General features: G+C 43.9%; 20 protein-coding genes. 11 read left to right on the top strand and 9 right to left on the bottom strand.

Features of this window, described 5'->3' with window-relative positions; all coding sequences use genetic code 11:
* Positions 1 to 17: 17 nt before the first annotated feature.
* On the bottom strand, positions 18 to 1,466 hold the full coding sequence (gene cls / locus MHH79_RS18845) for a cardiolipin synthase (RefSeq protein WP_003243311.1): 1,449 nt from the start codon (positions 1,464 to 1,466) through the stop codon (positions 18 to 20).
* 242 nt (positions 1,467 to 1,708) lie between these two features.
* On the opposite strand from cls, the gene MHH79_RS18840 reads away from it, so the two are divergent.
* Positions 1,709 to 2,143 carry a YwnF family protein gene (locus MHH79_RS18840; RefSeq protein ID WP_340034811.1) on the top strand — a complete coding sequence of 145 codons (435 nt, stop codon included), beginning with the start codon at positions 1,709 to 1,711 and terminating at the stop codon, positions 2,141 to 2,143.
* On the opposite strand, the gene MHH79_RS18835 is transcribed toward MHH79_RS18840, so the two are convergent.
* The 3 genes from MHH79_RS18835 to MHH79_RS18825 form a co-directional block, all read right to left on the bottom strand.
* Entirely contained in the window at positions 2,140 to 2,271 is a 132-nt protein-coding gene (locus MHH79_RS18835) for a hypothetical protein (RefSeq protein ID WP_003227748.1), read from the bottom strand. The two genes, MHH79_RS18840 and MHH79_RS18835, sit on opposite strands and share 4 nt — an antisense overlap.
* A gap of 177 nt (positions 2,272 to 2,448) precedes the next feature.
* Positions 2,449 to 2,964: a DUF5362 family protein gene (locus MHH79_RS18830; protein WP_015384876.1), complete on the bottom strand. Its 516-nt coding sequence runs from the start codon at positions 2,962 to 2,964 to the stop codon at positions 2,449 to 2,451.
* Positions 2,961 to 3,452, bottom strand: a complete 492-nt coding sequence (locus tag MHH79_RS18825) for an N-acetyltransferase family protein (RefSeq protein ID WP_340035176.1) — start codon at positions 3,450 to 3,452, stop codon at positions 2,961 to 2,963. The genes MHH79_RS18830 and MHH79_RS18825 overlap by 4 nt, the downstream gene beginning before the upstream one ends.
* Before the next feature lie 142 nt (positions 3,453 to 3,594).
* On the opposite strand from MHH79_RS18825, the gene spoIIQ reads away from it, so the two are divergent.
* Both spoIIQ and MHH79_RS18815 read left to right on the top strand, forming a co-directional pair.
* Positions 3,595 to 4,467 (top strand): stage II sporulation protein spoIIQ, encoded by an 873-nt coding sequence (gene spoIIQ / locus MHH79_RS18820; protein ID WP_047183325.1) that lies wholly within the window; start codon positions 3,595 to 3,597, stop codon positions 4,465 to 4,467.
* A 110-nt stretch (positions 4,468 to 4,577) separates the two neighbouring features.
* Positions 4,578 to 5,000, top strand: coding sequence for a VanZ family protein (locus MHH79_RS18815; protein WP_003227753.1), 423 nt, complete (start codon positions 4,578 to 4,580; stop codon positions 4,998 to 5,000).
* 40 nt (positions 5,001 to 5,040) lie between these two features.
* On the opposite strand, the gene bcrC is transcribed toward MHH79_RS18815, so the two are convergent.
* The 3 genes from bcrC to amtB form a co-directional block, all read right to left on the bottom strand.
* Positions 5,041 to 5,622, bottom strand: coding sequence for an undecaprenyl-diphosphate phosphatase BcrC (gene bcrC / locus MHH79_RS18810; protein WP_251217763.1), 582 nt, complete (start codon positions 5,620 to 5,622; stop codon positions 5,041 to 5,043).
* Positions 5,623 to 5,802: 180 nt separating this feature from the next.
* Positions 5,803 to 6,153 (bottom strand): P-II family nitrogen regulator, encoded by a 351-nt coding sequence (locus MHH79_RS18805; RefSeq protein ID WP_003221829.1) that lies wholly within the window; start codon positions 6,151 to 6,153, stop codon positions 5,803 to 5,805.
* Between the two features lie 11 nt (positions 6,154 to 6,164).
* Positions 6,165 to 7,379, bottom strand: a complete 1,215-nt coding sequence (gene amtB, locus MHH79_RS18800; protein ID WP_003227757.1) for an ammonium transporter AmtB — start codon at positions 7,377 to 7,379, stop codon at positions 6,165 to 6,167.
* A gap of 284 nt (positions 7,380 to 7,663) precedes the next feature.
* On the opposite strand from amtB, the gene MHH79_RS18795 reads away from it, so the two are divergent.
* The 5 genes from MHH79_RS18795 (at position 7,664) to MHH79_RS18775 (ending at position 13,398) form a co-directional block, all read left to right on the top strand.
* A complete protein-coding gene (locus tag MHH79_RS18795) occupies positions 7,664 to 8,125 on the top strand; it encodes a hypothetical protein (RefSeq protein ID WP_046160942.1) in 462 nt (153 codons plus the stop codon).
* A gap of 183 nt (positions 8,126 to 8,308) precedes the next feature.
* Entirely contained in the window at positions 8,309 to 8,878 is a 570-nt protein-coding gene (locus MHH79_RS18790; protein WP_015384869.1) for an isochorismatase family protein, read from the top strand.
* Entirely contained in the window at positions 8,878 to 10,236 is a 1,359-nt protein-coding gene (locus MHH79_RS18785; RefSeq protein ID WP_251247781.1) for an MFS transporter, read from the top strand. Before MHH79_RS18790 ends, MHH79_RS18785 begins: the two co-directional genes overlap by 1 nt.
* Before the next feature lie 180 nt (positions 10,237 to 10,416).
* A complete protein-coding gene (gene pucI / locus MHH79_RS18780) occupies positions 10,417 to 11,889 on the top strand; it encodes an allantoin permease (protein ID WP_015384867.1) in 1,473 nt (490 codons plus the stop codon).
* Positions 11,890 to 11,991: 102 nt separating this feature from the next.
* The gene (locus tag MHH79_RS18775; RefSeq protein WP_340035175.1) at positions 11,992 to 13,398 is read left to right on the top strand and encodes a right-handed parallel beta-helix repeat-containing protein; all 1,407 of its coding nucleotides are present in this window, start codon (positions 11,992 to 11,994) and stop codon (positions 13,396 to 13,398) included.
* 92 nt (positions 13,399 to 13,490) lie between these two features.
* Here MHH79_RS18775 and MHH79_RS18770 read toward each other — a convergent pair whose 3' ends face one another.
* Positions 13,491 to 14,681 carry an MFS transporter gene (locus MHH79_RS18770; protein ID WP_003227769.1) on the bottom strand — a complete coding sequence of 397 codons (1,191 nt, stop codon included), beginning with the start codon at positions 14,679 to 14,681 and terminating at the stop codon, positions 13,491 to 13,493.
* A 21-nt stretch (positions 14,682 to 14,702) separates the two neighbouring features.
* On the bottom strand, positions 14,703 to 15,116 hold the full coding sequence (locus MHH79_RS18765; RefSeq protein ID WP_003227771.1) for a MarR family transcriptional regulator: 414 nt from the start codon (positions 15,114 to 15,116) through the stop codon (positions 14,703 to 14,705).
* 224 nt (positions 15,117 to 15,340) lie between these two features.
* Here MHH79_RS18765 and MHH79_RS18760 point away from each other — a divergent pair, with 224 nt between their 5' ends.
* The 3 genes from MHH79_RS18760 (at position 15,341) to mbl (ending at position 16,914) form a co-directional block, all read left to right on the top strand.
* Entirely contained in the window at positions 15,341 to 15,451 is a 111-nt protein-coding gene (locus tag MHH79_RS18760) for a protein usd (RefSeq protein WP_010886628.1), read from the top strand.
* A gap of 14 nt (positions 15,452 to 15,465) precedes the next feature.
* Positions 15,466 to 15,747, top strand: a complete 282-nt coding sequence (gene spoIIID, locus MHH79_RS18755; protein ID WP_003221804.1) for a sporulation transcriptional regulator SpoIIID — start codon at positions 15,466 to 15,468, stop codon at positions 15,745 to 15,747.
* Between the two features lie 165 nt (positions 15,748 to 15,912).
* A complete protein-coding gene (mbl, locus tag MHH79_RS18750; RefSeq protein ID WP_003227776.1) occupies positions 15,913 to 16,914 on the top strand; it encodes a cell shape-determining protein Mbl in 1,002 nt (333 codons plus the stop codon).
* The last annotated feature ends 125 nt before the right edge of the window (positions 16,915 to 17,039 follow it).

The following is a 17,039-nucleotide window of genomic DNA, read 5'->3' as shown; positions in this document are numbered from 1 at the left end:
GGGGTTTTTGGCGCATCTTATAAGATCGGCGACAACAGCCGCGAGACGGATTCTTTTATTCGAATCCACAACGGGCGCTGCAGATACTCCTCATAGGTGAATTTTCTGGATACTAGCAAATCTTCTTTAAAAGTTGAAACCAGTTTTTTAGCAATGGTGATATCGTAAATAAATGCATTAACCTCAAAATTCAGCCTGAAGCTTCGGACATCAATGTTCGCTGTACCGACTGAAGCGATTTCGTCATCCACCACGATGGTTTTCGCGTGAATAAAGCCGTTATCGTAAATATAGACAGTGGCTCCGGCTTTCAGCAGATCGCCGATATACGAAAGTGTCGCCCAGTATACAAAGGCATGATCGGGCTTGTTCGGAATCATAATGTTAACGTCAATGCCCGAAAGGCAAGCGATCCTTAAAGCATCCAGCAGGCTTGCATCTGGGATAAAATAAGGTGTTTGTATCAAAATGGAACGCTTGGCGTTTGAAATCATTTTGATGTAGCCATTTTTAATTTGTTCCCATTCCGAATCAGGGCCGCTTGTGACAATCTGCATCCCGACGTTGCCTTTTGGGCCGTAATCAGGAAAGTGATTTGGAATATATGTCAGCGTATGGTGATGAGAAGCTTGGTTCCAGTCAAGGATGAACCGTGTTTGGATGGCGTGCACGGCCGTTCCTTGCAGCCGGATATGCGTATCCCGCCAATAACCGAATTTCGGATTAAGCCCTAGATACTCATCTCCGACGTTAAAACCTCCGACATAACCGGTCATACCGTCTATGATCACAAGCTTTCGGTGGTTCCGGTAATTCAGCCGCAGGTTAATCGGCCTGAGCTTTGACGGGAAAAAGACCTCCACATGCCCGCCAGCCTCGCGAAGCTCTTTAAAAAACTTTTTTCTCAGCGTTCTGGACCCGAGTTCATCATAAAGCACTCTGACCTGAACACCTTCTTTCGCCTTTTGGATGAGAGCGTCGCGCAATTTTTTGCCTAATTCATCGCCTTTATAAATATAATACTGTAAATGGATATGATCCTTAGCCTTTGAAATGTCACTCAGCAGCCGCTGAAATTTATCCCGTCCATCTGTAATGACGTCAACTGAATTATCCTCTGTAAACACAGCATGGTTATTCATAATCAGCATATAAATTAAATCTTTGTTATCAAAGGTTGCCCGGTTGTTAAACTGGAATTGCTTGGTTTCTAAATCTTCAAGCTGATGCTTCAGCAGCCTTTCAATTCCAATCTTTTTCCGGTCTTCCCATTGAAACAAATGCTTGCGTCTGAGATTATGGCCGAATAATAAGTATAAAATAAAGCCTAAAACGGGAATAAAGAAAAGAACAAGCAGCCACGCCCAAGATGCACTGGCATCGCGCCGTTCTTTGAAGATGACAATGATGGCCAAAAGAATATTTAAAATGAAAAAAAGTGATAAAAGGATGGAAGAAATACTCACTTTGTAACCCCGCTCATTCATATTTATCAAGAAGATTGCCATTAGTATTCCATGAATAACAGTGATCTGATTCCCATTACAAATTATAACACTCACATTTTAAAAGAATAAAGAGCGGCGATCCAGATTCTTCGTGAAAAATACGGGCAGATTTCTTTAAAACCAGCTTGCACCTGCGTTAAAATAAACACATATGATAACGTTCGTGAAGCTTGAAACATCAAATAAAGGGGGAGGATTATATGAACTTTTACAGAATCGAACAAATGCCGGGGTTCATCAAAACAGAAATGCAAAAAATTCAAAAGGCCGTACAGCCTTTCATGAAAAAAACCGTCATTTACCGTTTTCTTGCTATTCCGCTTGCTGCATTCTCTCTCTTTAATTTAGCTGCTTTTCTATTTCATGCTTCAGCTGACAGGGAGTCCCTGATCAGTGCAGGCATATTCGCCCTTTTGGCGGCGTTCGGGCTCGCATTTTTTAAAGAGGCAGGCTATCAGCATAAACAAATCCAAAAAACGGTTCACATCTATATGCTGAACAGGATCAAAAAGAGCGAAATCCTTTCAGAAGAGCGGAAAAGCTCCTACGCACGACAAATAAAGGAAGAGCCTTTTGCGATGCGGAGTTTTGTTGAATTTTTGACTGAGGAAGACAGACGCAAAAAAATGTATTAAAGAAGATCTGCACCCGGATTGTTGAGATTTTCCAGACGATCCGGGTGTGTTTTTTTGCATGCAGACACCCGAAATAAAAAGTGCGGTTTCGGATTGATTCCGACTTCATCCGTTTTTTTGATATTCATTTCTGGGTAACAGCGTTGCTTTGTTGATTTCCTCTACTAGAGATGTCTATTGTATGCTTGCTTCAAGACTTGGTGTTTATGCCAGCCTGTTTTGACTGATAATTTTACGGAAAATAGACAAATAAAAAAGGCATGGTTCCGTTTGATCCCGAACTCATGCCCTGTCCTGTTTCATCATTATTCAAACACCGGATCATCCTCATAATAATAAGAATCCGGATCATCATACGAAGGCGTGTTCTCAAAAGCAGCAATGCCGATTACCACCAGCACGAAAATGGCTACAATGATCCCGATCAGGACAGTAACGATACTAGATGCTGCATAAAACAGCTGCATTTTTATAAATGTCCCGTAATTTTCAAGCATGCTTTCGCCAGCGCTGCCGGCTAGATTTCCTTCGGCTTCCGCGGCTGCTTTTGCTGAGCGCATCAAAAATACGCCTGATATAATGAGCAGTACGCCCGGGATGGCGCCAATCACTGTCATCAAAACAGACAGAGTGACAAGCGATCCCATAATGATTAACAAGATGCCAGAAATTTTGCCCCACTTGGCAATGTCGGATAGCGACTTGACAGCAGAGGCACTCAGCTGGCGGGTCTCCTCAACAGGTGCAGTCTCCTCTTCAACGAGGCTATTTTCTTCATTATGATTTTCAATTTCGTTTTCATCTTTATCCAGACTAATCATGAAAGCTCTCTCCCTAAAATTTTTAAATCGTATCTTTTCCCGTCCATTTCGGCGATGCCGGGGAATAGTCCCCATTCTGCAAACCCGTGCTTTTCAAACAGCTTCAGGCTTGGTTTATTATGCCCGAAAATGAAGGCCATAAGTGAGCGGATGCCAAGATTCGGGGCAATGCGGAGCGCTTCTTGAAGCAAATATGATCCAACACCTTTGCCGCGGCATGCTTCGTCAATGTATATGCTGACCTCCGCTGTTTTATTATAGGCTGGCCTTCCATAAAATGTTTCAAAGCTGATCCAGGCAGCGACGTTTCCATTTTCGTCCTCGGCCACATAGAGCGGACGTGCCTCTGTATGTCCTAAAAACCATTCTATCCGGTCTTCAGGAGTTACCGGTTCGGTATCGGCTGTTACCATTCGAGAGGCAATCGTTGAATTATAAATCGCAACAACAGCCTCCAGATCTTTATTTTCAGCAAGGCGCAATGTCATGTTCATACGTTTTTGGCACTCCTCTCAAAAAAAAATGACATATTTTCGTAACAGTCTGCGCAAACTACATCTAAAAAAGTTTTTTGGATAGGTGTATATATTTTCAGAAAAGTGTTCAGAATGTTGCTGAGGTGATGAAACAATGAGAGAGGAAGAAAAGAAAACTTCTCAAGTCAAAAAACTTCAGCAGTTTTTTCGTAAACGCTGGGTGTTCCCTGCAATTTACTTAGTCAGTGCGGCCGTCATTTTAACAGCTGTCCTTTGGTATCAATCAGTATCAAATGATGAGGTAAAGGATCAGTTGGCTGATAACGGCGGAAACGCCGCATATGACAACAACGACGATGCAGTTGAAGTAGGAAAGTCAATGGAAAATGTCGCAATGCCGGTTGTTGATTCTGAAAACGTTTCTGTTGTGAAAAAGTTCTATGAAACCGATGCCGCAAAAGAAGAGAAAGAAGCAGCACTCGTTACCTATAATAACACGTACAGCCTAAGCAAAGGAATTGACTTAGCTGAGAAAGACGGAAAAGATTTCGATGTCTCTGCTTCTCTGAGCGGTACGGTTGTTAAAGCTGAAAAAGATCCAGTGCTGGGATATGTTGTGGAAGTAGAACATGCCGACGGTTTATCGACTGTGTATCAATCTCTTTCCGAAGTAAGCGTTGAGCAAGGTGACAAAGTAAAACAAAATCAAGTGATCGGAAAATCTGGCAAGAACCTTTACAGTGAAGACAGCGGAAACCACGTGCACTTTGAAATCCGTAAAGATGGGGTCGCAATGAATCCGTTAAACTTTATGGACAAACCAGTTTCTTCTATTGAAAAAGCAGCAGCTGCTGAAGAAAAAGCTGCCACCCAAGAAACAGAAGAATCCATTCAGCAATCTTCCGAGAAAAAGGACGGATCAACTGAAAAAGGAACAGAAGAAAAATCCGGTGAGAAAAAGGATGATTCAACTGACAAATCTGGTTCCAAAGAAAGCAGCACAACAGAAGACACTGAACAGTCTTAATGAAGAAAACGTCTATCCTTGTGATGGGCGTTTTTTTCTGTTGCTTTTTGCTTTGTTTTACCGTCTATGTAGTTACATGTAAACACGTACGCTATAAAGGAGGTTATGTCATGAACCGCCTATTGCTCGCAGGCTGGATCTTTTTTATCCTGCTTTCTGTCTGTACGGAAAGCTTCAGCGGCATGGTCGTATCGCAAACGGTGGCTTTTCATTTTCAGCCGCACCCTGATCTGTCTCAATTTTTAGTTATGGATTTTACTGAGCTTACTGTACCTGAAGCGTTTATTCAAAAAATCGGACACGCGTTTTCCTTCTTTGTGCTGACATATTTGCTGTGGAAACAGCGGGGCAGCATAAGATCAGCTGCAGCCGGCTCATTTGCGTTTGCTTTTTTCACAGAAGTTCTTCAGCTCTTCTTCAGCAGGAATGGTTGTATCCGGGATGTGCTCATCGATGCTGTTGGAATTGGGTTGTTTTATGGTTTATATGTGTTGGCGAAGCGAAGAAAACAAGAGATGTATGAGAAATATTAAAGCCGGCTGTCTTGGTTAAAGACGCCGGCTTTTGTCTTTCTTAGAAATTTTGATCGGTTGGTTTTTTCGTCAGTTTATTGATAATGGCTTCATAGATCCTCACGACCAAATCGACGAACGGGCGAAGCAGATCTGAAAATCTAAAGAAAAGGAACCCGATAATGATGGCGACAACGAGGCTGCCCAATACATCTACCGGATAGTGATGTCCCACCCAAATTCTCGAAAAGCCTGTCAAAAGCCCAAAAATGACAAGCGGCCAGCCGATTTTGCGGTTTCTGAAAAGCATCGCAATAGAAATCGCTAATGCACCTGTCGTATGGTCACTTGGAAATGAAGCATCCGCAGCATGCGGAATCAGTGTATGCACTGTATGCGCAACGAACGGGCGCGGTTCGAAATAAACAAGCGTAATCAAATAGTTGATCACAAGGCCTGCAATTCCTGTGATGCCTGCGTATAGCACATGTTTTCTGCTTTGTGTGTTCCCGAACAGCCAGATTGCCAATAGGATAAGGGCATAGGCGACAATGGCATATTCCGTGATGAAGACCATAATGGAATCGAGAATCGAATTGTGATGAGATAGTCCATGGATTGCTTTAAAAATTTCGTAGTTCAAATAATCACCTTTTACATTTTTATATTTAATAGACTAATCTTACTCATGAAAAGTTTCAAATAAAAATAGAGATTGTCTGAAATAACGGCGCTTGAAGAGAATTCGAAGAGGAATCGCGGTTTCTGGGGGGATTCTGTGCACAAAAAAAGAGATCCGGAGTGTCCGAATCTCGTACCGATATTAAAGTGCTTCAGGTCCTTCTTCGCCTGTGCGGATGTTGATCGTATTGCTGATTTCATAGACAAATATTTTACCGTCACCCGGTGATCCCGTTTTCAGCACCCTTTTAGCGGTCTCAGTCACTTGATCAACAGGAACCTTGCTGACCACAATTTCTATTTTTAAACGCTCGTATACATTGCTTTCTATTTTTACCCCTCGATAGAGCTCCGTATGTGCTTTTTGAAGGCCGCAGCCGTGTACATTGGAGAAAGTCAGAGAGGTCACTCCGATTTTTCCGAGTTCCTGCTTCAGCTTTTCAAAATTTGCCGGACGCGTTACAATTTCTACCTTGAACATTTGACCGCTCATAGCGTCACTCCTCACATAGAATCTTGATATGCTTTTTCCCCGTGCATCGTTAAGTCAAGCCCAAGTGACTCTTCTTCTTCAGTTGCGCGAAGGGGAAGGAAGAGGCTTACAATTTTAATAATAACGAAAGTGACAATAAATACAAAAACATAAGTGGCGGCGATGGCGACGATTTGTTTCCAGATTAAGCTTGCATCACCGTAAAATAACCCATCTGCGCCCGCTGAGTTAACAGAGGTTGTTGCGAATAATCCTGTTGCGATTCCGCCCCATGTGCCTCCGATCCCGTGCAGGCCAAAGGCGTCAAGCGCGTCGTCGTATCCGAATTTCTTTTTAAGCGAGAATACTCCCCAGAAACAAACTGCCCCGCCGATGATGCCAATAATAATGGAAGCGAACGGTGTGACAAATCCGGCAGCAGGCGTAATTGCGACAAGCCCGGCGATTGCTCCAGATACCGCTCCGAGCATTGTCGGTTTTTTGTTAATGATCCATTCTACTAAGATCCATCCGGCGATCCCGGCTGCCGCCGCGGTGTTTGTGTTGATGAAGGCGTACATGGCTACACCATCTAAAGTCAAAGCGCTGCCGACGTTAAAACCGAACCAGCCGAACCAAATCAAAGCTCCTCCTAAGAAGGTGTAAATGAGGTTATGCGGAGAAGACGCTGTGCCGTCTTTCCGTTTGCCAAGCACAATAGCAAGAACAAGTCCTGCCACACCGGAGGAAATATGAACAACATTGCCGCCAGCGAAATCGAGCGCTCCAAGCTGGCCGATCCAGCCGCCGCCCCATACCCAGTGCGCTACGGGTGTGTAAACCAAAGAGGCCCATAAAACCGAGAATAAAAGAAAAGCGCCGAATCGCATCCGCTCTGCGAAAGCCCCGGAAATAATCGCTGTAGTCAGAACGGCAAACGTCATTTGGAACATCATAAATAACGAGTGGGGGATGGTATCGCTGTAATCTCCCGGATCAAATCCGACCCCTTTGAGGCCGGCCCACTCCAGTCCGCCGATGATTGAATTGCCTGGTGCGAAGGCAAGTGTATATCCGAACAGCACCCAAACGATGGAAACGATGGCAATGGAAGAGAAACTGTGCATGGCAGTGCTCAGCACATTTTTGCTCTTTACCATTCCTCCATAAAATAACGCTAATCCCGGGGTCATCAGCCACACGAGTAAAGCGCAAAAGAACATAAAAACTGTATCGCCCATTTGCATGTCTCATTCCTCCGTATCTTTCAGAATAAAAAGCAATTATTATATTTCTTCATTATAGAGAAAAAAGAATGATAAAACATTTTCATGTAAGATTTCCTAACATGGTTTTTAAGGAGTGTTATCGGGGGATAGAAAGAAAGGAGAACGGCATTTTTTACGATATAAGACTTTATATCTATAAAAGAAGCTATTCATATGAGCGGAAAAGGGAATTGACATTAATTAGAATACTCTATACTGTATTAAGTGTACTATATCAAATGATACACTGAGGGGGATGTAAGATGAATAAAGGCGGCAGGCTGAGGAAAGCGGTACGCAAGTCGATTCCTGCGACGTTCCGATTGTTTTTAGCCTTTAATTTTTTCGTGTACGGTCTGGCGAAAGTGGTGATTGGCCAGTTTGGCGAGGTGACGCCTGAAATCGAGGCGGCTGCCGGGAAGGGGTTTACGATCGCGTGGACATTTTTCGGTTATTCTCATGTCTATGAACTGTTTATAGGTTTTGGTGAAATCCTGGCAGCTGTTTTATTACTGATTCCGCGAACAGCTGCATTAGGGGCGGTTATTTTTATGCCCATTATTGTGAACATCGTCTTGATTAACTATTGTTTTGATATTGGCGTGCAGGATCTTAGCACGATATTAATGGTTATGTGTCTCATCCTGCTTTGGATGGACCGCCGCAAATTCATAGGCATTTTCAGGCAGGAACCGATAGACAGCAGGCAGGTGATGAAGCGATGACGCCCCTTATGATTACAGTGCTGGCCGGTTTGTTCGTATGCACAACCTGTTACTACTACATAAAAGAAAAATCATGAGAAAACGCTCCTTCTGAGAATTTCACAAGCATCATAAAAGAACCTAGGCAGTGTGAAGAGTAAAATATGCAATGTGAGAAACACTAACAGTATCAGGAGGAGACGTATGATGAATACACTCAACATTGATTTTCAAAAAACAGCATTGATTATCATTGATTTACAAAAGGGAATTGTGCCGATTGATCAAAGCGGCCAGGTTGTCCCGAACGCGAAAAAGCTCGTAGATGAATTTCGGAAACATAACGGGTTCATCAGCTTTGTAAATGTAGCCTTTCATGATGGAGCGGACGCCCTGAAGCCGCAAACGGATGAGCCTGCGCAGGGAGGTTCAGGGGAAATGCCGGCGGACTGGGCCGAATTTGTTCCGGAAATCGGTGTGAAGGATGGCGATTATACTGTGACAAAACGGCAATGGGGTGCTTTTTTTGGCACAGATTTAGACTTGCAGCTGAGACGCCGCGGCATTGATACGATTGTATTGTGCGGCATCGCAACGAATATCGGGGTGGAAAGCACAGCACGGGAGGCATTTCAGCTTGGCTATCAGCAGATTTTTATTACAGATGCCATGTCCACATTTAGCGATGAAGAGCATGAAGCCACACTGCGCTTTATTTTCCCGAGAATCGGTAAATCGCGGACAACGGAAGAATTTCTGGAACAAGTGAAATGATGTTATCGAAAAAAAGCCGGGCTATTTTTTTAACAGCGGTGGCTTCGGGAACAATGCTGAATCCGCTGAACTCGTCTATGATCTCTCTTGCGCTCCATAGCATCCAGCATGAGTTTCACCTCTCGTTTACAACGGTTTCCTGGCTGATTTCCTCGTTTTACTTGGCGAGTGCCGTGGCACAGCCGGTTACGGGAAAGCTCGGTGATTTGATTGGGCGGAAACGCTTGTTTTTATTCGGGCTTATTCTTGTTGCGGTTTCTGCCATCGGGGCGCCGTTTGCGCCGACGTTTATGACATTATTGGTCATGCGGCTGTTTCAATCGGTGGGGAGCAGTGCGATTTATCCGTCAGGTGTTGGCTTGATTCGGAATCATATTCATGAGCGCCAAGCTTCAGCCTTGGCTGTACTCTCTATTTTTGCGTCCGCCATGACGGCGCTAGGGCCGACAGTCGGCGGGTTTTTGATTGTATGGGGAGGCTGGCCGGCGATCTTTATCGTTAATTTGCCGTTTATTATCTTCAGCTTCTTATTGGGCCTGTATATGTTCCCGAAAGATCAGAAAAAAGGGGCAGGAATCAAAACCATTATTCGGCAGCTCGACATTCTTGGAATTGTTTTATTTGCCGGGGGAATCATTTTCCTTCTATCCTTTTTGCTGTCGTTCAGCACGTCGCCGCATGCGGTTGAAGGTGTGCTTGGCTTGCTTCTGCTCTGTGCGTTTGTCTGGCGCGAGCTGAAAACGGATAAGCCGTTTATTGATGTCCGTCTGTTTAAAACACAGCGAAACCTGTCAGCCGTGTATGTTCAGTTTATTTTATTGAATGTTTTCTTCTATTGTTTATTTTTTGGTCTGCCAAGTTACTTTCAGGATGAAATGCATCTTTCTGTTCAAACGAGCGGCCTGTTTATGTTGTTTATGTCTGGAATGAGCATCGTTGTGTCACCTCTAACCGGCAAATGGATCGACCGATCTGGTGTCGTCAAGCCGATCTTTGCGGGAGCGCTTTTGATGACGGCTGGAGCCGTGCTCTTAACCATCTTTTTTATCAATGTCCAGACCATCGGTAAAGGGCTCATTCTGTCGCTCTTGGGTATAGGCTACGGACTGGGCAATGTCGCGCTTCAGGCAGCGATGCTGAAAACGAGTCCTTCCAACATGGTAGGAACGACTTCAGGCCTGTTTCAAACCTGCCGTTACCTAGGATCGATTTTGTCTTCGGTGATCCTTGGCGTTCTTTTTGGTAAAGAAATCACGGCAGCCCATTTTGATATGATGGGAATCATTATGATCATAGCGGGCGGAGCAAGCCTGTTAATGGCTGTTAGATTTGCTGCATTAATGAAAGCTGCAACTTGAGAAAGAGACAGACTCTGAGGTCTGTCTCTTTTTCTTGTTTAAGCTGTTCAAATACAAATGGGAAAATTGTATATCATAGCCAGTGTTATTGTCTGACTCTTCAGTTATATTAAGTGACATCTAATGTCAAAAAACATAACGTGTGACGACATATAGACAATATGGAAAGGGGAGCCGGCTATGAAATTAAAAGAGAGTCAGCAGCAATCCAACAGGCTGAGCAATGAAGATCTGGTGCCTTTGGGACAGGAAAAACGGACGTGGAAAGCAATGAACTTTGCCTCCATTTGGATGGGATGTATACATAACATACCGACCTACGCGACGGTGGGAGGATTAATTGCGATCGGCCTTTCGCCTTGGCAGGTGCTGGCGATCATTATTACGGCATCGCTTATCCTATTTGGCGCTCTAGCCTTAAACGGCCATGCGGGGACAAAATACGGGCTGCCGTTTCCAGTGATCATTCGGGCTTCTTACGGGATATACGGTGCGAATATCCCCGCGCTTCTAAGGGCGTTTACAGCTATCATGTGGCTTGGCATCCAGACCTTTGCGGGTAGCACGGCATTGAACATTTTGCTTTTGAATATGTGGCCGGGCTGGGGAGAAATTGGCGGCGAGTGGAACATTCTCGGCATTCACTTATCTGGTTTGCTTTCCTTTGTATTCTTTTGGGCCATTCATTTACTCGTATTGCATCACGGCATGGAGTCGATTAAACGTTTTGAGGTGTGGGCAGGGCCTTTAGTGTATCTGGTATTTGGCGGCATGGTATGGTGGGCCGTTGATATTGCCGGAGGATTGGGCCCGATATACTCTCAACCAGGAAAGTTTCATACGTTTTCAGAAACATTCTGGCCGTTTGCTGCCGGAGTTACTGGCATCATCGGCATCTGGGCGACATTGATCTTAAATATACCTGATTTTACACGGTTTGCTGAAACACAAAAAGAGCAAATCAAAGGGCAATTTTACGGTTTGCCGGGAACATTTGCGCTGTTCGCCTTCGCAAGTATTACGGTGACCTCCGGCTCGCAGGTCGCGTTCGGAGAGCCGATTTGGGATGTTGTCGATATTTTGGCGCGGTTTGATAATCCTTATGTCATCGTCTTGTCCGTGATCACGCTCTGCATCGCCACGATCTCTGTAAATGTCGCGGCGAACATCGTATCGCCCGCTTATGATATAGCGAATGCCCTTCCGAAATATATCAATTTCAAACGTGGCAGCTTTATCACAGCGTTGCTCGCTTTATTTACGGTTCCATGGAAGCTGATGGAGAGCGCGACAAGCGTGTATGCGTTTCTTGGCTTAATAGGCGGCATGCTTGGACCGGTGGCAGGCGTGATGATGGCCGACTATTTTATCATTCGCAAACGTGAGCTCTCGGTAGATGACCTGTATTCCGAAACAGGACGGTATGTGTATTGGAAGGGCTACAATTACCGTGCGTTTGCAGCCACAATGTTAGGAGCGCTGATTTCGCTGATTGGCATGTATGTTCCTGTATTGAAGAGTTTATACGATATTTCTTGGTTTGTAGGTGTGCTGATTTCCTTTCTTTTCTATATTGTTCTGATGCGTGTTCACCCGCCTGCATCGTCGGCGATTGAAACGGTTGAACACGCGCAGGTCCGCCAGGCTGAATAAGGTATCTGCCGGTATATTTTCATATTTTTGAAATGGTTTTCCATAAATAGAGCATTTATAATGGTTTTAGAAATCTATTCTAAAACGAAATGGGAATCGAAAATGAGAAAATGGTATTTTATCCTTTTGGCAGGTATTGTAACGTTGGGCATCCTCGCTTGTGTTTTTGATAAGACAAAGGCAAATGAGGAAGGATGCGAAGAATGCTTATATGTTTCTCCAAATGGCAGTGATCAAAATGAAGGAACAAAAGAAAAACCGTTTCGTACATTGGCACACGCATCTGAGAAGGCTGCTGCCGGCACAACTGTCATGATTCGGGAGGGCACGTATCATGAAATCCTTGATGTAAAGCACAGCGGTACGGACGGAAAGCCTATCACATTCCGAAACTATGAAAATGAAAACGTCGTGATTAGCGGTGAATCCCTTACGGGCGCTGAATATGAAACACCTCTTATTCGTATTCACGATAAACATGACATTGCCATCAGCGGTTTAACAATTCAAGATCTTTCTGTTTCATCTGAGGAAGCAACTGCTATAGGGATTTATGTATCAGGGTCCAGCAGTCATATCGCCATTAAGGATAATCACATCCGGGGTATTAAGACAACAGCGGATGAAGGAAATGCTCACGGAATCGCAGTTTATGGGACTGGCAGCATGAAAGACATCCAAATCGAGGACAATACAGTTGAGAATCTGACGCTTGGAGCGAGTGAAGCAGTTGTGCTAAACGGTAATATCGACGGGTTCACTGTTGCAGGCAATCTGGTCCGCAACAATAACAACATCGGGATCGATCTTATTGGTTATGAGGGAACCGCGGATAAAAACGATTATGTGCGAAACGGAGTCGTAGAAAACAATACAGTTTATCAAAACTCGACTTACGGCAATCCTGCTTATGGAGATGAATACTCAGCGGGCGGGATTTATGTCGATGGAGGACACGATATCGAAATTAAGAACAACACAGTTTACGATAACGATATTGGGATTGAAGCAACGTCTGAACACAAAGGAAAGTATGCAAATGCCATTCAGATCACAGACAACAAAGTGTACAACAATGCTTACACCGGTATTTCAATCGGAGGATATGACAAAAAGCGGGGCGGCACCAGCAATTCTCTGATTGCCCGCAATATTATGTACCGGAATGACACAAAGGGACTGTACGGCGGACAGCTGCTGCTGCAGTACGATACGAAAAACAACACAATTGAAAAGAATATATTGACGGCCGGTGATTCCAGATTATTTATCGGAAACGATTTTACAGAAAATGAAGGAAATACGGTCAATCATAACGTGTACCACAAGGAAGCGGATCAAGACGGCATATGGATGTGGAAAAAGAAAGAATATGATTCATTTTCTTCGTATCGAAAAGCAACAAAAAACGATCAGCAATCCATTTATGCCGATCCGATGTTTCGTGATGAAGCGTCCTATGATTTTTCGTTAGATCCTGATTCACCTGCGCGGAAAGTCATTGAATAATATGCCATAAGCGGCGTTCGCTCGTTCAACCGAGAGGGGCGCCGTTTTTTATATGTAAAAAAGACTGCCGGGATTTCCCGGCAGCCTGAAATTTATTCTGCAATAGACACTTTTCCTTCAGCCTCTGCAGGTTTTTTCTGGCTCCACGTGTAGAGAAGCAGGGCAATTAAAACGAACAGCCCCGCTGTTAAATAAATGGCAGAGAAGCCGGCAGATGCTACAAACAATCCGAATACATACGATCCTACAGCAATTCCGCTGTCAAAGAAGGTAAAGAACGTTGCCGTTGCAAAGCCGGAGCGGTGAGCCGGAGATTTCTGAATCGCCAATGTTTGCATGCAAGGAACGATTGATCCGTAGCCAAGACCGATAACCGCACCTGAAAGCAGAAGCATTAAGCCGCTATGTGTAAAGGACAGCATACAGAGTCCCACAGAGAAAATCAGGATTGATGGGTAAATGACAATGCCCGGTCCGACTTTGTCGAACAATTTCCCTGTGAACGGGCGTGCAATCATCATTGTCACCGCAAAGCAAACAAAGAAATATCCGCTGATATCCGAAAGGTCAACTGATTTGGCGAATACAGACAGATATGATGTGACAGTTGAATAACAGAAAGAAATAAACAAACCGACCGTCGCAATTTTGAGTGCGCCCTTTTCAAACATATCCGAGAACGCAAAACGGAATACAGTCGTGCCGCTGTCCTTACTTTGCGGCACTTTTATCAAGAACGAAACAAGTAAGCCCGCAACCATAAACAGCGCAAAGGCTGTAAAGAATACAGGAAAGCTTACCACTCTCATCAAATTCAGACCAAGGAAAGGCCCGATCGCCATAGCGAGGTTCATAGACATGGCAAAGTATCCAAGCCCTTCACCGCGCCGTTTGGCTGGAATAATATCAGCGGCAATTGCACCTGTAACAGTCGTTAAAATGCTGAACCAAATCCCTTGGAAGAACCGCAATCCGAGCAGCAGGGAAAAGTTATGAATCGGCATATACAGAAAAGATGATAGGGCGAAGAGCGCCATTGATACAATCGCCATTCTTTTCTTCCCGAAACGCTCAACGATGGCTCCGGAGAAAGGCCGTGTAATGATCGCAGACAGAAGGAACAGGCTGATTAAAAGCCCGCCTTGTGATTCTGTGCCGCCAAGTTCTTGCAGTGTATAGATCGGCAATACAGTTAAAAATGTATAAAAGAACACAAACACAAATAAATTGACAAGCAGGACCATAATAAAATCCTTGGTCCATATCGCATCCGCTTTTTTCAAATGTATGTCACTTCCTTATTTTCATTGTTGTAAAAACATGCGGAATAAATGAGAAAAAGCTTCTTTATCTTCATCTCGGAAATCTGCAAGCAGCTCTTCCTCGAATTTCAGCATTTTCACATTGATTTCTTCGTATTTTTTCTCGGCTTCTTTTGTGAGGACAACAAGTTTTTCCCGTTTGTCTTCACCTTGCCGTCTCTGAACCCAGCCGTTCTCCTCCAGGCGTTTGATCGTCCGAGTCACAGTCGGCGCTTCCACATTTAAATAGGACCAAATCTCTTTTTGAGTCATTGGTCCGATCGTACGCAAACAATATAAAACTGACCATTGAGATGAATAAAGGCCGAATGGCTCTAGCTGTTCATTGGCTTTCTTGGCAATCAGGCGGGCGCTTTGGTTGATTTGATGAATGAGGTGTCTGTTGACGTAGGACATGTCGGTCTCCTTCTAAAAAACTTACCTAAGTAACTAATTGCTTATTTCATTTTACAGGAGCGATCAATAGTTGTAAAGATGAAAATTTAGTGACGCGAAATAGTTTGCTGAATCTGAAAAAGTTCGTTTCACCCCTTGTCCTTATTGAGTTTTTAGCATATTCCCAAAAGAATGCTAATACACTGTTACAAACCTAACAAAGAGAGTGTTTGAGGTGAGGGATCGTGGGCATATTTCACAAACTTACTTTTAAAACCATACAACGAAGAAGCGGCATAATGAACGACTCTTTACAGAATACGGATCTCATTTCACACTTCTCACATCCATTTTAGGGAGGTCGAGTGGTGTGCACGATTACATCAAAGAGCGAACAATCAAGATAGGGAAGTACATCGTGGAGACAAAGAAAACCGTTCGTGTCATTGCGAAGGAATTTGGTGTTTCCAAAAGTACAGTACACAAGGATTTAACAGAGCGTCTGCCTGAAATTAACCCCGACTTGGCAAACGAAGTGAAAGAAATACTCGATTATCATAAATCCATCAGGCATTTAAGAGGAGGAGAAGCGACAAAGCTCAAATATAAAAAAGATGAAATTCTCGAAGGAGAGCCTGTTCAGCAATCGTAATCACCTGGCATTGCCTTCTTGAAATCGTTCATAAAACATCCGCAAAAATTTGTAAAGAACTTATTGTGCTTCCAACTTTTTTTCTATATTTTATGATAATATATATAATTAGGGCACAATGTGGATATTTACTGTGAAACAGATTTTCAAGGAGGATATAAATAGATGTTTGCAAGGGATATTGGTATTGACCTCGGTACTGCAAATGTACTGATCCATGTTAAAGGTAAAGGAATTGTTCTGAATGAACCTTCCGTTGTTGCACTTGATAAAAACAGCGGCAAAGTGCTGGCGGTTGGCGAAGAGGCAAGACGAATGGTTGGACGTACACCTGGGAATATTGTTGCGATTCGCCCGCTGAAAGACGGAGTTATTGCTGACTTTGAAGTAACAGAAGCAATGCTGAAACATTTTATTAACAAGCTGAATGTAAAAGGCCTGTTCTCAAAGCCGCGCATGCTCATTTGCTGCCCGACGAATATTACATCCGTTGAGCAAAAAGCAATTAAAGAAGCTGCAGAAAAAAGCGGCGGGAAACATGTGTACCTTGAAGAAGAACCTAAAGTTGCCGCTATCGGCGCGGGTATGGAAATATTCCAGCCAAGCGGTAACATGGTTGTAGACATCGGAGGCGGGACGACGGATATCGCGGTTATTTCAATGGGCGATATTGTCACCTCCTCTTCTATTAAAATGGCTGGGGACAAGTTTGACATGGAAATCTTAAATTATATCAAACGCGAGTACAAGCTGCTGATCGGCGAACGTACTGCGGAGGATATTAAGATTAAAGTCGCAACTGTTTTCCCAGACGCACGTCACGAGGAAATTTCCATTCGCGGACGGGACATGGTTTCCGGTCTTCCAAGAACAATTACAGTCAACAGTAAAGAAGTTGAAGAAGCCCTTCGTGAATCTGTCGCTGTTATTGTTCAGGCTGCGAAACAAGTGCTTGAAAGAACACCGCCTGAACTTTCTGCTGATATTATTGACCGCGGCGTTATTATTACCGGCGGAGGCGCACTCTTAAACGGCCTTGACCAGCTGCTTGCCGAAGAGCTTAAGGTACCGGTCCTCGTTGCTGAAAATCCTATGGATTGCGTAGCCATCGGCACAGGTGTCATGCTTGATAATATGGACAAGCTTCCTAAACGCAAACTAAGCTGATTTCACAAACCTCATTCTGAAAAAGAATGAGGTTTTTTTATGAAAAAGCCTTCACGAAAAGATGTTAAATGACGATAATAGGATAAAATACTGAGTTTTTATTATAGAACGAACGTTCCTATATG

It is taken from the genome of Bacillus sp. FSL K6-0993 (assembly GCF_037977205.1).
Taxonomy (GTDB): domain Bacteria; phylum Bacillota; class Bacilli; order Bacillales; family Bacillaceae; genus Bacillus; species Bacillus subtilis.
Note: the sequence above shows the minus strand (reverse complement) of the source record. Positions and strands in the feature narration are given on the sequence as shown.

What these genes read in the sequence shown, in the direction of transcription:
- MHH79_RS18790 (WP_015384869.1), top strand. Translation starts at nt 8,309, where the DNA reads ATGATGAATACACTCAACATTGATTTTCAAAAAACAGCATTGATTATC.
- spoIIQ (WP_047183325.1), top strand. Translation starts at nt 3,595, where the DNA reads ATGAGAGAGGAAGAAAAGAAAACTTCTCAAGTCAAAAAACTTCAGCAG.
- MHH79_RS18815 (WP_003227753.1), top strand. Translation starts at nt 4,578, where the DNA reads ATGAACCGCCTATTGCTCGCAGGCTGGATCTTTTTTATCCTGCTTTCT.
- amtB (WP_003227757.1), bottom strand. Translation starts at nt 7,379, where the DNA reads ATGCAAATGGGCGATACAGTTTTTATGTTCTTTTGCGCTTTACTCGTG.
- MHH79_RS18840 (WP_340034811.1), top strand. Translation starts at nt 1,709, where the DNA reads ATGAACTTTTACAGAATCGAACAAATGCCGGGGTTCATCAAAACAGAA.
- MHH79_RS18835 (WP_003227748.1), bottom strand. Translation starts at nt 2,271, where the DNA reads ATGAATATCAAAAAAACGGATGAAGTCGGAATCAATCCGAAACCGCAC.
- MHH79_RS18765 (WP_003227771.1), bottom strand. Translation starts at nt 15,116, where the DNA reads ATGTCCTACGTCAACAGACACCTCATTCATCAAATCAACCAAAGCGCC.
- MHH79_RS18795 (WP_046160942.1), top strand. Translation starts at nt 7,664, where the DNA reads ATGAATAAAGGCGGCAGGCTGAGGAAAGCGGTACGCAAGTCGATTCCT.
- MHH79_RS18785 (WP_251247781.1), top strand. Translation starts at nt 8,878, where the DNA reads ATGTTATCGAAAAAAAGCCGGGCTATTTTTTTAACAGCGGTGGCTTCG.
- MHH79_RS18805 (WP_003221829.1), bottom strand. Translation starts at nt 6,153, where the DNA reads ATGAGCGGTCAAATGTTCAAGGTAGAAATTGTAACGCGTCCGGCAAAT.
- MHH79_RS18775 (WP_340035175.1), top strand. Translation starts at nt 11,992, where the DNA reads ATGAGAAAATGGTATTTTATCCTTTTGGCAGGTATTGTAACGTTGGGC.
- pucI (WP_015384867.1), top strand. Translation starts at nt 10,417, where the DNA reads ATGAAATTAAAAGAGAGTCAGCAGCAATCCAACAGGCTGAGCAATGAA.
- MHH79_RS18830 (WP_015384876.1), bottom strand. Translation starts at nt 2,964, where the DNA reads ATGATTAGTCTGGATAAAGATGAAAACGAAATTGAAAATCATAATGAA.
- MHH79_RS18825 (WP_340035176.1), bottom strand. Translation starts at nt 3,452, where the DNA reads ATGACATTGCGCCTTGCTGAAAATAAAGATCTGGAGGCTGTTGTTGCG.
- mbl (WP_003227776.1), top strand. Translation starts at nt 15,913, where the DNA reads ATGTTTGCAAGGGATATTGGTATTGACCTCGGTACTGCAAATGTACTG.